This is a genomic window from Chitinilyticum piscinae (assembly GCF_015223195.1).
GTDB classification, from domain to species: domain Bacteria; phylum Pseudomonadota; class Gammaproteobacteria; order Burkholderiales; family Chitinibacteraceae; genus Chitinilyticum; species Chitinilyticum piscinae.
This window is the reverse complement of record NZ_JADFUA010000005.1, coordinates 201,332-214,957: the sequence shown is the minus strand read 5'-3', so window position 1 is coordinate 214,957 and position 13,626 is coordinate 201,332. Positions and strand designations below refer to the sequence as shown.

Below are 13,626 nucleotides of genomic sequence, written 5' to 3'. Positions count from 1 at the left end.
GCTAAGGCTGTGAAAAAGGCGAGGAGGCCACGATGGAAGCTTTGCATACCGATCTGCCGGGACTTTTTGCCCAACTTGGGCTGCCCACGGCTGCAACGGAGATTCGGGCCTTCATCGCCAGCCATCCACTGGCTGCGGGGGTTGGCCCCCGAGGCGTCCTTCTGGCGCCCCTCGCAGGCCGACTTCCTGCGCCAGGCTTTGATGGAGGATTCCGAATGGGCCGAAGTCGTCGATGAACTGGCCGTGTTGCTGAGTCGGTGAATTGCGGGGTATTGCCTGGTTATTCACGAAAAACATCATGAATAGCCATATACATGATGGCGTATGCGACGATTAGCCCAGCAGTCCTTCGGCGGCGAGCTGGCGGATCAGTTGCACGGTCGCCAGATCATTGTCCTGCCAGGCCTGACGGACGTAATTCAGCAGATGGCGTTCGCCCTCCGGTACCTCGTGTGGTGTGTCATAGCGGAAGCGGACAAACAGCGACTCCGTCTCCGGCTCCTCGATCAGCATGACCAGAGTTCCGCCGGCGTGATCAACGCCAGCTTCCGTTTGATAGTGCACTGATGTTTCGTGGGTGAAAACGATGTGGTCGACCACCGCCATCTTGCCGAAGCGCATTTCACGCCGGATCCAGCCTTCGCCTTCACCCAGAATTATGACGCCATCGAGCTGCTCCATGAAGCGCTGCGGTTCGCGGGCGCGCAGCACCAGCCCCTGCCAGAGCTGATTGCGCGTCAGGCATGGTGTATGCGGATTGCTGAGATCATTGACCTGGATGAGGTGTTCGTGACGCATGGGACTATCCGGAGCAAAACCTGATTATACGCTGCCGATCAGCAGGAACGGCGACGCAGCGCACTGAATGCCGATGGCTCCCACTCGCGCATCGCCAGCAACAGCCCGGTGCCATGCCTTTCCTCCAGTGGCTGCTGCAGGCTGGCGCGATGCTGCTCCGAGAACTCCTGACGTACCTTTTCCAGCAGTTTGGTGACGCGCTGGCGGGCCGCATCGGTGAGCATGCCCTGGGTGAATACGTATTGCCCGGGCGGAAACGGGGCACTGAGGTAGTCGTGCTCGGCGCGTTCGCGGAAAAACGTCTGGATCGGGCCGTTGGGCAGCCAGCGGAAATCGCGCGAGACCTTCAGCCGGATGCGGTTGCCCGGCAGCAGGTCGATCAGGCCGATGCGGTCCAGTCGTGTCAGTGCCAGAATCAGCTCGGGCTCGGTCAGCTGGAAGGCCCGGAAAATGTCGTCCATGCTCCAGTGATTGAGCACGCACACGGCGACCAGCAGCAGCTTCAGGTCGGCCACAACCTCGCGTTCCTGCTGCTCGCTCAGTTGCGGCAGCTTCTCGCTTTGCATTGCTGTTTCCTGGGCCAGCTCGGCAATGCTCATGCCCGCCAGGGCACAGACTTCCGCAAGCCGCTCGAGTGTCACTCGAGGGCTGGCAAACATCCGCTTGATGCTGGCTTCCGAGACATCCAGGCGTGCGGCGAGGTCTTTCTGCGTGATGCCCTGCGCCTTGAGTCGCTTGCGCAGGAACTGCAGCATTTGTTCGGTTTCTTGCATGAAGGGCGCATATCCTGCAACGGGAGAGTGCAAATTTTGCCATGAATGACAGCTTTGTTGGTGTTTGCTGCCATTTGGCGCAAGCTTGTGTCTGTCATCGCTTGAAGGAGCTCCTCGTGTCTGCCTGTCAACGCTTGCGCCCCGCACTGGGGCTGGCCTGTGTGATCATGCTGCTGCTTGCTGTGCATGGTCCGATTGCCCAGTATGCGAACTATCACGATTTCGCTGACCGCCGAAGCTGGGAAGGTTTGCCCAATGCCGCGGATGTGTTGTCGAATCTGGGCTTTCTGCTGGCTGGCCTCTGGGGGGTATTTGAAGTGCTGCGGCGTGTGCCGCCCGCAGGTGGTCGAGCTGGCTGGTTGCTGGCCTATGCCGGTGTGGCACTGACGGGGCTGGGCTCCAGCTGGTATCACCTGCATCCGGACGATCAGACGCTGGTGTGGGATCGCTTGCCGATTGCGCTTGCTTGCGCCGGCCTGCTGGCAGGAGTGGGCTCGGAGCTGCATGGACGGGTACGCGCGATCTGGCCTGCGTTGTGGCTGGTATTCTGGGCCGTCTCGGGGGTCTGGTGGTGGCAGTGGACGGCGGATTTGCGTCCTTATCTGATGTTGCAGCTGCTGCCCCTCTTGCTGCTTCCATTATGGTACTGGCAACTGCAACGCAGCCGCGGCGAACAGCAGCTGGTACTGGCCGCGTCGCTCGGTTATGTGCTGGCCAAGATCGCCGAGTTGCATGACCAAGCCTGGTTTGTGGCGCTCTCTGGCCATTTGTCCGGACATACGCTCAAGCACCTGTTTGCCACCGTGGCATGCATCCTGCTGGTGCTGGCCTACCGTCGTGGCCATCACTTATCAAATGGGGCTTGCCAACAGCGGCCGGCTTGGGTATAGTTCGGCCTCTCTGTGAAACAGACTTTGTTTTCCAGATCCGCGCACCCGTAGCTCAGTTGGATAGAGTATTTGGCTACGAACCAAAGGGTCGGGCGTTCGAATCGCTCCGGGTGCGCCAGCATTCAGAAAAGCCGCTTGCTCTTGCAAGCGGCTTTTTGCGTTTCAGCGCTGTCCGGATGGTTGATCGCTGCTAAGCGACTTGGCCAGGTTGCGCGGTGTGTCGATATTGTTGCCGCGCGCCACACCGCAGTAATACGCGAACAGCTGCAGGGCCACCGTGTAGATGATCGGGCTGAGGTCGTTGAGTCCGCCTGGTACACGGATGACGTGCAGGCGCTCGACCGGAGCCAGCGCGGCATCGCTGAAGGCGAAAATTTCGCCATTGCGGGCACGGACTTCCTGCAGGTTGGCAAGCGCCTTTTCGGCATGGTTGTTCCACGGCAGGCAGGCAATGACCGGCAGTGTGCTGTCAACCATGGTAATGGGGCCGTGCTTGAGTTCGCCGGCCGGGTAACCCTCGGCATGCAGATAGGCAACTTCCTTCAGTTTGAATGCGCCTTCCATGGCAACCGGGTAGTGCATGTTGCGGCCAATTACGAACAGGCTATGGCGTTGTGCCAGTTGCTGCGCCCATTCCCGGATTTGTGGTGCCAGCTGCAGCGTGGCGTTTACCAGTGCCGGCAGCCTGGCCATTTCCTGTTTTGCCAGGGCCAGTCTTTCCGGCCCCAGTCGCCCGCGTGCTTCGCCCAGTGCCAGTGCCAGCTGGTAGAGCATCAGCAGCTGCGCGGTGAAGGTCTTGGTCGAAAAAATGGCCCGCTCCAGCCCGGCCAGCGTAAGCAGATGATGGCGTGCGAGCCGGGTGATGCTGCTGCCCGGGGTGTTGGTAATGGCGACCGACGCGCTCAGCCCCTGTGCCTGCGTGTGCCGCAGCGAGGCCAGCGTATCAGCCGTTTCGCCGGATTGGGAAATGGCAATCACCAGGGTCTGTGGCGGGGGCAGTGAGTCGCGGTAGCGGTATTCGCTGGTAAGCTCGACTTGTACGGTTACACCCCCGAGGCTTTCCAGCCAGTAGCTGGCCACCTGGGCGCTGTGAAAGCTGGACCCGCAGGCCAGCAGCAGTACATGCGTTACATGGGCGAGGTCGCTGCGTAGTGCCGGAGATACGGGAGAGAGCCCTTGCTGGCTGCGGGCGGCCAACGCCGCCAGTATGGCCGGCTGCGCATAAATTTCTTCCAGCATGAAGTGGGGGAACTTGCCGAGCTGGGCGGGTGCCAGCAGTATCAGCGGGTGTTCCGAGCCATCGCCATGCAGGCTGGCCGAGCCATGCGGGCCGAAGCGGAGCAGTACGCCGCTCTGCACCGTATGGATCTGGTCGGCAATGTCGCGTGCCAGTGCCAGTTCGGTCGTACAAATGTGCAGATCGCGGTTGCGGATGCCCAGATAGAGTGGCCAGCCCAGGCTGCAAATGAAGAACTGATCCGCGGCCTGTGTTTCCAGCACGATGAAGGCCAGATAGCCATGCAGCTGCTGGCGCAATTGCAGAAGTGCCTCGGTCAGGGATCTGTCGGCACGCAGGGCATTCAGGCGCGCCAGCAGGAGTGCAGCCAGTGGCGTGTCAGGGGGAAGTCCGCAGTTGCTTGCCTGTTCGGCATGATTTTCCAGCACGCCGATGGCATTGATGACCAGTGTATTGTCGCTGGCCTGCTGCAGTTGTGGCGCGCTGCCATGTACCGCCATCGCCCACAGGCTGCGAACGCCAGCGGGTGGTGCGTAGGATGCAAGTGTGCCGCTCTGGCTGCCAGTGCCGGCAGCGCTGGCAAATTGCAGGGCATAGTGGCGGTCGGGCGCTGCCTGCTTGGGCAGCAGGTCGGCAACGGCGGGCAGGATGTCATGTGCGGCGCACAGGGCGGTCAATTCGGGCATGCGGGAGTCCACGGGTTCCGGATGCCACCGGGGCGCAATCAGGCCGTGCGCAGGGCATCCACAATCTTCATCCTAGACGCCCGCAGCGCAGGAAGAAAGCCGCCCAGAAAGCCCATCGTCAGCGCAAACAGCAGGCTTTGCAGCATGATCGCTGGCGTGAGCGCGAAGCTGAACGCCAGTTCGGAAAAGGTTTGCCAGTTCATCGTCGAAATCGTGAAGAACTGCATGCCGCTTGCCAGCAGCAGCCCTGTCATGCCTCCGAGCAGGCTGAGCAGCAGGGATTCCAGCAGGAAGGCGGTCAGAATCCGGCTGCGGCGAAATCCCATCGCCCGCAATGCACCGATTTCGTTGACCCGGCTGGCCACTGACGAATACATCGTGATCATGGCGCCGATAATGGCTCCGATCGAGAAAATCAGCGTCAGCGTCAGCCCGAGAATGCCGATGAAGGTGGCCATGACTTTGGATTGCCCGGCGTAGAATGCATTTTCGGGCTGCACATCGACAGTCAGGCGTCGTTCTGCAGCGGCGGCGCTGGCCACCTTGGGAAAGTCGCTGGCCTGCTCGAGGCGGAAAATCGCCGACGAGTAAGCGCCGCTGCGGCGAAAGGCCTGCTGCATCTGCTCGCTGTCGCCCCATATTTCCGAATTGAAACCGGTTTTGCCTGCGTCGAAAATGCCGACCACCAGCCAGTCGCGCCGTGCAAAACGCAGGCTGCTGCCCACGGCAACGCCGGCAAACTGTTCGGCAATGCTGCGCCCGACCATGATTTCGTTGCTGCCGGGGAGGAATGCCCGTCCGCTGCTGATCCGTACCTGCGGCCGCAGTGCGAGCCCGGTATGGCTGGTGCCACGCAGCGTGACATTGCTGGGCTGGCCGCTGCTTTTCTTGACAAGGCTATTGAGAACCAGTGTTTCGCGCACCAAGAGCGGCCGGCCCTGACTGTCACGGGCAATGTGCGGCAAGGTTGCCAGTGTATCCAGCTCGGCCAGTGGCAGGCCGCTCTGGATTTCGGTCTGAGAGCCGGCACGAATGGCGATGACATTGCTGGCGCTGCCGGTATCGACCAGCGTCTGGCGCAGTCCGGCTTCCAGCATTAGCACGGTAGCAAACACGAACACCACAAGCGCCATGCCCCCGGCTGTCAAGGCGGTTGTCAGGCGACGCGTCAGCAGATTGCGTCCGATATAGCTCAGGGGTACGCCGCGCAGCATGTTGCCCCCTAGGCGATGGCTCGCAGGCCATCGGTGATGCGGATGCGCATCGCTCGCAGCGCGGGCAGTATTGCCGCCACGCAGCCAATGCCCAGTGCCGCCAGAGCCTGGTGCTGCATGGTGACAGTCTGCACGGCAAAAACCGGGAAAAACTGCTCGAGCTGGTGGCTGATGGCGCTGGCCAGTGGCGGGGTGAGCGCAACCGCAATGGCGCCGCCGGCCAGAGCCAGCAGCAGGGATTCGGCCAGCACCAGCATGCCGATGCCGTGCGGAGGAAAGCCCAGTGCCTTGAGTGTGGCGTATTCGCGGCTGCGCTCGCGGGCGGCCATTGCCATGGTGTTGGCCATCACCGCCATGATGATCAGGATGACGACGTAGGAGACGATTTCGATGGCGCTCACAATGGCGCCGGTCATCGCGACAAAGCTCATCTGGAAGGCTTTTTCGGTTTCGGTCAGGGTTTCGGCTAGCGAGTTGCGGAATTCGGCATCAACACGCACGGAAACGCCTGCCGCATTTTGTCCCGGCGCCAACTGCAGCAGGTAGATGCCGACCTGATTGCTCATTCCCGGCAGGGTATTGCGTAGGCGCTCATTCAGGTAATCCCACTGGAAGAAAAACTGGTTTTCGTCCGTGCTGGCATCGCGACCGTGATAAATGCCGCGCACCACGAAATCCCAGTTGCCGGGGTAGATGGTGCCACGCAGCGGCACGACATCGCCCACTTCCCAGCCGAAACGTTTTGCCAGTTTGGCGCCTACCACCGCGCCGCGCCGGTCGCGGATGAATGCTGCCTGCTGTTCGGCGGGCAGTACGAACTCGGGATAGAGTGCGAAATAACTGGGGGCATCGACAGCAAAGGAGGGAAAGAAATTGCTTTCGTCGATATAGACGCCGCCGAACCAGTTGGCCCAGCTCAAGCGCTCGATGCCTTCCTGGGCGCGGATGCGTTCGGCGTAGGCCAGGGGGAGCGGAAAGGTCAGCGAAATGGCGTTGCGGCTGATGAGGCGGTTTGGCGAGGCAGCATTGACCCCGGCATACCATGCCGAAATGATGGTCTGCAGCAGGCCGAAGGCCAGTATGGCAACGATGAGTCCGGCCAGCGTTAGTAGCGAGCGCAAACGGTGCCTGAGGGTATTGCGCAGTGCAAACCGAAAGAAAAGGGTTAGCACGATATACCTGGATCAGGTATGCCGAGCAGGGTGTCAAGCTGCCGGGTGCAGTCGCTGTCAGGCGCAAACTTGCGCGCAAATAGCGCCGGGCTGTTGTACAGCGTGGGCAGGTCGGCGGGTTCCAGTGTGCGCGGCGACCACGCGCCGTCAGCCCATTCGATATGCCGCAAGGGGTCGCTGCGCAGTTGCTCGCGCAACGGGCTATGCCAGAGCAGGGTCTGGAAGAACATCTCGTCGGGAACCAGGGTGCTGGCGAAGAACTGTTCCAGCTGGGGGTACTGTGCGCACAGTGTCAGTACGGCGGCAATTGCATCGGCACGCAGCAGCCACCACTGGCTGCCAGCGCGGATTTCCTCAAGCGGTGCGGGCAGCCGGCGCTGCCAGCCCAGCCCTTGCAGCAGACGCTGGCTGCGCTGCAGCAGTTTGCCACGGCGGGTCTGGTTCAGGGCTTCAGGGTGATAGCGCTGCCAGCGGTAGCCGACGTCAAATTGCCGGGCGCTGCGCAGGTCGATCCAGCCCGCGACATCCTCGCTTGCCAGCCGTTCACAGATCTGGGCGTGGCTCTTCAGCGGGTAATCCTGCCCGGAGAGCAAGACCGCCCAGTCGCAGCCGTCGGCCCGGGCGGCGCGCAGCAGATCCAGCGTGGCGGCCACCAGCGAAAAGCCACCCCAGCGGCAGGGGCGGCGGGCGATGAAGCGGACATCACCTGCGGCCTCGGCGGCGCTACACATCCTGGCGAAGGTTGCATCATCGGTATTGGCGTCGATGTGCAGATAGCAGCGCACACCGGGGGCCGCCAGGCGGGCGACGAGCCGGCCGAGCTGCTGCGGATGGGCGTGAGCCAGAATCAGGTAGGCGATGCGCATGGGTATTGCTCTAAAAGCTTTTATTTATAAGTTTTACAGGGCTATATGGTGCTGGGTATCAATCAGGCCGGCAGCGCGGCGTCGATGCTCTGGCAGACGTCGACCCAGCTACCAGCGGTGATCTCGGCCAGATGCAACGGGCTCAGGCGCACGGCACTGTGCACGGCGCCGGCAGCGGGCAAGACTTCGTCAAAATGTCTGAGCGAGCTGTCCAGATACACCGGTAGTGCAGTAGCGAGCCCGAAGGGGCAGACGCCTCCGACCGGATGCCCGGTGAGTGCCTCGACTTCCTCGGCGGGCAGCATGCGCCCCTTGCCAAAGGCCTCCTTGAATTTGCGGTTGTCGATGCGGGCATCACCGCTGGCGACCAGCAGGATGACACGGTCTGCCAGCCGGAATGCCAGCGTTTTGGCGATACGGCCGGGCTCGACACCGTGTGCGGCGGCGGCCAGCGCGACGGTGGCGGTGCTGGTTTCAAGCTCGATGATGGGCAGGTCGATCTGGCGCGCGGCAAACTCGGCGCGAACGGAGGCAAGGCTCATGGGCTATTCCGGTTCAGGTTCATGCGCGAACCTCCAGTGCGGAGAGTTCGCCTTTTTCAAGATGCCGTACCGAGCGTGCGGCGTCGGCGGCTTTCTGGTCGTGCGTGACCATGATGATGGTTTTGCCGGCATCGCGGTTCAGGCGCTCCAGCAGGGTGAGGATTTCCTCGCCGGATTTGCGGTCCAGATCGCCCGTCGGCTCATCGGCAACCAGCAGGGTCGGGTCGCTGACAATCGCACGGGCAATCGCTACGCGCTGCTGCTGCCCGCCCGACAGTTCGGATGGGTAATGCTGCAGGCGGTCGGACAGGCCGACCAGTTCCAGGGCAAACAAGGCCCGCTCACGTCGCTGCCGGCGATTGAGGCCGGTGAGCAGCAGTGGCAATTCGACATTTTCCAGGGCATTGAGCACGGGCATCAAATTGTAGAACTGGAAAATGAAACCGATGTTGGCGGCGCGCCAGTCGGCCAGGGCACGCTCGCCCAGGGTGGCAATGTCGGTGCCGCCGACCACGATGGCGCCGCTGCTGGGCTGGTCGATGCCGGCAATCAGGTTGAGCAGGGTGGATTTACCTGAACCGGATGGTCCCATCAGGGCCAGATAATCACCCGGCTGGATGTCGAAGTGAATGTCGCTGAGCACCGGCAGGCGCTGGCCGCCGCGCTCGTAGTGCTTGCTGACGTGCTGCAGGCTGACACAAGGGGGAGTCACGGTGCACTGGCCTCGACGCGGCTGCCGTCAGTGAGTCCGGCGGGCGGGTTGGCAATGACCACATCCCCGGCTTTCAGTCCGCTGCGGATTTCCAGCAGGTCGCCCAGTTTCTGTCCGCTTGCCACGGTGCGCCCACTGGCGTGCCCATCCTGGATGACAAACACCTTGCCATCGCGCACCGCGCTGGCAGCAATGGCCAGCCGCGGCTGGCGCTCATCGCTACGCAGGGCGCGTTCCAGGAAAGCAATTTTGGCACTCATGTCCGGCAGGATGCGTGGATCGCCATCGTCAAAGCGGATCTTGAATTTTACGGTGGCCTTGCTGCGATCCACCGTCGGAACCAGCCGAGCCACCGTGCCGGCAAGCCGCAGGTCGGGCAGGGCATCGAGCCGGATTTCCACCGGCTGGCCGACCCGCGCCTTGGCGAGGCTGGTCTCGGATACATCGGCTTCGACTTCCAGCGTGGCCAGATCGGCCATGGTGACGACGGCCCCCTTGGAATTGCTGCTGGCATTGAAGGGGGCGACCACATCGCCGACGTCGGCTTCCTTGGTCAGCACGACTCCGCTGAAAGGGGCGCGGATGATGGTATTGTCCAGCGCCACCTCGGCATTGCGCACCACGGCTTCATTCATCTGGATCAGCGCCGCTTGTGCCTTTTCACCGGCAGCTGCCTGCTGCGCGCGGTTGCGCGCGGCGTCGACGGCGGCCTGTGCGACAAAATTGCGGCTGGCCAGATCCTGCTGGCGCTTGAGCTGGAACTCGGCATCGATGCGCTCGGCCCGTGCCTGTTCGAACCGGGCTCTGGCTGCCAGCACATTTGCACGAGCCTGGCTGAGCTGTGCCTGCATGTCGCTGTTTTCCAGCCGGGCGATTACCTCGCCAGCCTTGACGCTACTGCCTTCGCGCACGCCCAGCCATTCCAGCCGGCCGGTGGCTTTGGACGCGACCGCGGCCTTGGTGTCGGCAACCACGTATCCGGTGGCATTGAGCAGGGTCAGGCCTTGTGCCGGCCAGGCCAGCGTGACTGTGGCGGTCTGCACGCGCACGGCGCTGGTGTGGCGATGCGCAAGATACGCCGCGCTAGCCAGCGCCAGCAGGGCAAGGCCCAGCAGGGGGCGCAGCCAGCGCGGGCGGGCTTTGCTGCTGGCAGCGGCACCCGCGCGTTCAATACGCAGTGCTGAGAGATCCGTTTCGGGCATGGTGGGCCGGTCGGGCGGGTAGTGATGCTGCAATTCTAAATCGGCTAATGCACCTGCACCAATCTGATTCTGTTCCGGTGAGTGTGGTGTGTTCCTGACAGAACAAGCATTTATGCAGAAAAGTTGCAGTGGCGGTTGACGCTCGGAAAGTGAGTCTATATTATTCGCCTTCCCTGAACGGAGACGTGGATGAGTGGCTGAAATCACTCCCCTGCTAAGGGAGCATAGGGGCCAAAACCTCTATCGAGGGTTCGAATCCCTCCGTCTCCGCCAGGACCTTTCGAGGACAGCGCGCCCGTAGCTCAGTTGGATAGAGTATTTGGCTACGAACCAAAGGGTCGGGCGTTCGAATCGCTCCGGGCGCGCCATGTCTCTCCTGTCACTGCAACGCATCGCAGTTGCCTCAGTCCCCATCGTCTAGAGGCCTAGGACACCGCCCTTTCACGGCGATAACCGGGGTTCGAATCCCCGTGGGGACGCCAGTTACGGCGTGATGCCACCCAAAAAGCCTGCTGTAAAGCGGGCTTTTTGCATTCCTTCACAAAATATTGCACTCGCTTAGCGTGGCCCTAGCCAGCCCAGTTGGCCGTGCCCGAGTTCGTCGAGTTGCGCACGCAGCGCCTCGCTGTCGCTGGCAGGGATGCTGGCCTGGAAGCTGACCAGGCTGCCGTGTTCGACCTGCAGCAAGGTTGCTCCGCTGGCGGCCAGCTGGCGGCGGATGCTGCCCTCGAGTGCGTAGGGGGCCTGGAAATGCAGGAGGGTCATGGGCTGCAGGCGGATTTTCTCTGCGCTGGCCAGTGCTTGCGCCACACTGTCGGTATATGCGCGTACCAGACCGCCAGCGCCTAGCCGGATACCCCCGTAGTAGCGCACCACTGTTGCCAATACCTGTTCCATAGCCTGATGGCGCAATACATCCAGCATCGGGCGGCCTGCAGTACCGGAGGGTTCGCCGTCATCGACGGCCGCGGATTGTCCGCCGGCAAGCAATGCCCAGCAGACGTGGGCGGCATCAGGGTGCTGCTGGCGCAGGGTTGCGACGCGGGCGCTGGCGCTGGCACGGTCGGGCATGGGCTCGACGCACCCCAGAAAGCGGCTTTTGCGGATCAGCAGTTCGCTGTGTGCGGGGCTTGCGAGGGTGAAGGGCATGTCGACGTGCGATGCGGACGAAAGTGCCTATTCTAGCTGTCCAATGGGTTTGCCGCAGTCCTGCCGGGTATGGTGGCGGGAGTTAATAATGTAATGCTGTAGATGGATATAGGTTGGCATGTATACCTGTTGGTCGAGCTGGCACATGTGTGTTGGCTGCCTATAATGCAGGCAGACAATCCATTGGCGAGACGACGATGTCCACCGAAGTACTGACCCTCGATACCCTCAAGAATTACCTGCAGTCGCGTGATATCCAGCTGCATGTCGTCAAGGGCGAGCATGGCGAGTCCTTTTTGCAGATGGGCTGGCAGTTCCCCAGTGGTGAGGCGGGGGTGTTCGTGTGCCTGTCGACGGGGGATTCGGGTGATCTGCGGCTGGAGATTGCCTGTGTCAGCCGCACCAATTACATGGACCGCTGGCATGAGGTGCTGGATTTCCTCAATGAGCGCAACCGCAGCCACCCTTTTGCGCGCAGTCTGGATGAGGATGGGAATTTCTGGCTGGAATATGTGGGCTTTTATCCGGCTGGCACGCATTTCCCCGAATCCACCTTCAATACGCTATTTGGCGGGGTGCTGATCCATTTCGAAGAGGAGTTCGCGGCGCTCGAAGGTGTGGACGCCAGTAATGGCTCACGTGTGCTGCAGTAGCCTTATCACGCGGCCGGCGTCCCCCTTAGTGCCTCGACTCCCGCGTGGGTGGAGAGATGGATGTGCCCGGCCAGCCCTTGCAGCCACGCATGCTGCGCCAGTTCGGCGGCAACAGGGGCTTTCAGTTCGGCGACATCCAGGCTGATTCGGCGTGCGGCCAGCGATTGCTGCCAGCGCAGCAGTTCGTCGGCCGCGCTCAGGTCGATGTGATTGACTGCGCTCAGTGACAGCAATAGCTGCTGGGTGTCCGGTGCATTGGCCAGTGCCTGCTCCACTGTCTGTACGACGCCGTCGATGTTGGCAAAAAACAGGCTTTCATCAATGCGGACAATCAGCAGTCCGGGCCAGGTTTCGGTCTGGAAATGCTGCACGTTGCGGAAGTGCTCCGAGCCCGGAATGCGGCCGACGATGGCGATGTGCGGCTGACTGGCACGCAGCAGCACCAATCCCAGAGCCAGCAGTACGCCGGCCAGAATGCCACTGATGGCGCCGCTGAACAGTACGATGAGCAGTGTCGCGACATACGGGAGTGCCTCGGTGAGGCCGCTGCGTCCGGCCTTTGCCAGTCGCCATGCATAGCCTGGCTGCATCAGTCGTGCGGCGGCTAGAATGATGGTCGCAGCCAGCCAGGCGAGCGGTAGCGTGGCCAGCAGGGGGGCGAAGAACAGCAGAATCAGCATCAGCCAGCCGGCTGTCATTGCACCGGCAAGCGGTGTCTGTGCGCCGGCTGCCGCGTTGACTGCGCTGCGGGAAAAACCGCCGCTCACCGGAATCCCGCCGCAGAGTGCGGCACCCAGATTGCCGCTACCGAGTGCCAGTAATTCCTGGCGGCTGCTCACGGGATGCTCTAGGCTGGCCAGTTGGCGGGCGACACTGAAGCTTTGCAGGTAGCCGGCCAGGGCAATGCCCAATGCTGGCCATACAAGCTGTAGCAGCATTGCCAATGGCAGTGGCTCCGGTAGGGTCAAGCTTGGCAGGCCTGCAGGTAGTGCGCCCAGTGTGGCCAGTCGCGCGTGCGGCCAGATGGCCAGTGCTGCTGTGGCGAGTAGAAGCAGCAGTGCCGGGGCGGCCTTGCTGGCCAGTGCTGCCCGCGTGGCGGGTAAGCCGGCGCGCCGCAGGAGTCTTTGCAGTGGCCGGCCAGCTAGCAGCAGCAAACCCAGCCCGCCCAGGCCGAACAGGGTGGCGGGCAGGATCAGTTGGCCTGCGGCCTTGTGCAGTGCCGTCAGCAGTGGCAGTAATGTTTCGCCTCTGGCGTGCAGCCCGAGTAGCGGGCCGAGCTGCCCCAGGACGATCAGCAGCGCCACGCCGTCGGCAAAGCCCTGTAATACCGGCGCCGAAACCAACCGCAACAGGCGATCAAGCCGTGCCAGAGCCAGCAGTAGCAGCCAGCTGCCAGTCAGCAGCGTCAGCCAGACGGCCAGGGTTTGCCACTGCGTGCTGCCGGCACTGGCCAGTGGCGCAAGTGCCGCGTAGGTCATGGCGGACGTTACTGCCATCGGCCCCACCGATTGCGTCATGCTGCTGCCCAGCATGGCGTAGATCAGCAGCGGCAGGATGCTGGCATACAGCCCGGCCGCCGGTGGCAGGCCGGCCAGCAGCGCATAGGCAATCCCTTGTGGCAGCAGCAGCAGCGCGACGATCAGGCTGGCCAGCAGATCGCCGTGGAATTGCTCCCGGCGATACAGGGGCAACCAGTGCAGGAGCGGCAGCCAGCGCGGCGTGTGCATGGCAG

At 62.5% G+C, this 13,626-nt stretch carries 14 protein-coding genes, 4 tRNA genes and 1 pseudogene; 8 read left to right on the top strand and 11 right to left on the bottom strand.

From position 1 onward, the window contains the following. Positions 1-32 precede the first annotated feature (32 nt). Together INR99_RS17720 and INR99_RS17715 are read left to right on the top strand one after the other, a co-directional pair. Positions 33-89 (top strand): annotated as a pseudogene (locus INR99_RS17720) (hypothetical protein); the annotation flags it as partial. Between the two features lie 52 nt (positions 90-141). After that, positions 142-261: a DUF2789 family protein gene (locus tag INR99_RS17715; protein WP_265588330.1), complete on the top strand. Its 120-nt coding sequence runs from the start codon at positions 142-144 to the stop codon at positions 259-261. A 72-nt stretch (positions 262-333) separates the two neighbouring features. Here INR99_RS17715 and INR99_RS10505 read toward each other — a convergent pair whose 3' ends face one another. Together INR99_RS10505 and INR99_RS10500 are read right to left on the bottom strand one after the other, a co-directional pair. Beyond that, a complete protein-coding gene (locus INR99_RS10505) occupies positions 334-798 on the bottom strand; it encodes an AtaL-like protein (protein ID WP_194116300.1) in 465 nt (154 codons plus the stop codon). Positions 799-836: 38 nt separating this feature from the next. Beyond that, on the bottom strand, positions 837-1,571 hold the full coding sequence (locus INR99_RS10500; RefSeq protein ID WP_194116299.1) for a helix-turn-helix domain-containing protein: 735 nt from the start codon (positions 1,569-1,571) through the stop codon (positions 837-839). Between the two features lie 116 nt (positions 1,572-1,687). On the opposite strand from INR99_RS10500, the gene INR99_RS10495 reads away from it, so the two are divergent. Continuing rightward, entirely contained in the window at positions 1,688-2,461 is a 774-nt protein-coding gene (locus INR99_RS10495) for a hypothetical protein (protein WP_194116298.1), read from the top strand. A 41-nt stretch (positions 2,462-2,502) separates the two neighbouring features. After that, positions 2,503-2,579, top strand: a tRNA-Arg gene (locus INR99_RS10490). 44 nt (positions 2,580-2,623) lie between these two features. Here INR99_RS10490 and INR99_RS10485 read toward each other — a convergent pair. From INR99_RS10485 to INR99_RS10455, 7 genes are all read right to left on the bottom strand, one after another. Then, a complete protein-coding gene (locus tag INR99_RS10485; RefSeq protein WP_194116297.1) occupies positions 2,624-4,384 on the bottom strand; it encodes an isomerizing glutamine--fructose-6-phosphate transaminase in 1,761 nt (586 codons plus the stop codon). A gap of 38 nt (positions 4,385-4,422) precedes the next feature. Then, positions 4,423-5,598: an ABC transporter permease gene (locus INR99_RS10480; RefSeq protein WP_194116296.1), complete on the bottom strand. Its 1,176-nt coding sequence runs from the start codon at positions 5,596-5,598 to the stop codon at positions 4,423-4,425. A gap of 8 nt (positions 5,599-5,606) precedes the next feature. Next, complete coding sequence (locus INR99_RS10475) at positions 5,607-6,719, bottom strand: ABC transporter permease (protein ID WP_228098198.1); 1,113 nt, start codon at positions 6,717-6,719, stop codon at positions 5,607-5,609. Between the two features lie 44 nt (positions 6,720-6,763). Continuing rightward, complete coding sequence (locus INR99_RS10470) at positions 6,764-7,636, bottom strand: beta-1,6-N-acetylglucosaminyltransferase (protein ID WP_194116294.1); 873 nt, start codon at positions 7,634-7,636, stop codon at positions 6,764-6,766. A 62-nt stretch (positions 7,637-7,698) separates the two neighbouring features. After that, complete coding sequence (locus INR99_RS10465) at positions 7,699-8,178, bottom strand: YbaK/EbsC family protein (RefSeq protein WP_194116293.1); 480 nt, start codon at positions 8,176-8,178, stop codon at positions 7,699-7,701. 19 nt (positions 8,179-8,197) lie between these two features. Next, a complete protein-coding gene (locus INR99_RS10460) occupies positions 8,198-8,890 on the bottom strand; it encodes an ABC transporter ATP-binding protein (RefSeq protein WP_194116292.1) in 693 nt (230 codons plus the stop codon). Next, the gene (locus tag INR99_RS10455; protein ID WP_194116291.1) at positions 8,887-10,092 is read right to left on the bottom strand and encodes an efflux RND transporter periplasmic adaptor subunit; all 1,206 of its coding nucleotides are present in this window, start codon (positions 10,090-10,092) and stop codon (positions 8,887-8,889) included. Before INR99_RS10455 ends, INR99_RS10460 begins: the two co-directional genes overlap by 4 nt. A gap of 179 nt (positions 10,093-10,271) precedes the next feature. Here INR99_RS10455 and INR99_RS10450 point away from each other — a divergent pair. The 3 genes from INR99_RS10450 (at position 10,272) to INR99_RS10440 (ending at position 10,574) form a co-directional block, all read left to right on the top strand. Continuing rightward, positions 10,272-10,365, top strand: a tRNA-Ser gene (locus INR99_RS10450). A gap of 18 nt (positions 10,366-10,383) precedes the next feature. Next, a tRNA-Arg gene (locus INR99_RS10445) sits at positions 10,384-10,460 on the top strand. A 38-nt stretch (positions 10,461-10,498) separates the two neighbouring features. Beyond that, positions 10,499-10,574 (top strand) — tRNA-Glu (locus INR99_RS10440). Positions 10,575-10,650: 76 nt separating this feature from the next. On the opposite strand, the gene INR99_RS10435 is transcribed toward INR99_RS10440, so the two are convergent. Beyond that, complete coding sequence (locus INR99_RS10435) at positions 10,651-11,241, bottom strand: IMPACT family protein (RefSeq protein WP_194116290.1); 591 nt, start codon at positions 11,239-11,241, stop codon at positions 10,651-10,653. Between the two features lie 197 nt (positions 11,242-11,438). Here INR99_RS10435 and INR99_RS10430 point away from each other — a divergent pair, with 197 nt between their 5' ends. Beyond that, on the top strand, positions 11,439-11,894 hold the full coding sequence (locus INR99_RS10430) for a type III secretion system chaperone family protein (protein ID WP_194116289.1): 456 nt from the start codon (positions 11,439-11,441) through the stop codon (positions 11,892-11,894). A gap of 5 nt (positions 11,895-11,899) precedes the next feature. On the opposite strand, the gene INR99_RS10425 is transcribed toward INR99_RS10430, so the two are convergent. Continuing rightward, positions 11,900-13,621 (bottom strand): SulP family inorganic anion transporter, encoded by a 1,722-nt coding sequence (locus tag INR99_RS10425; RefSeq protein WP_194116288.1) that lies wholly within the window; start codon positions 13,619-13,621, stop codon positions 11,900-11,902. Between the last annotated feature and the right edge of the window lie 5 nt (positions 13,622-13,626).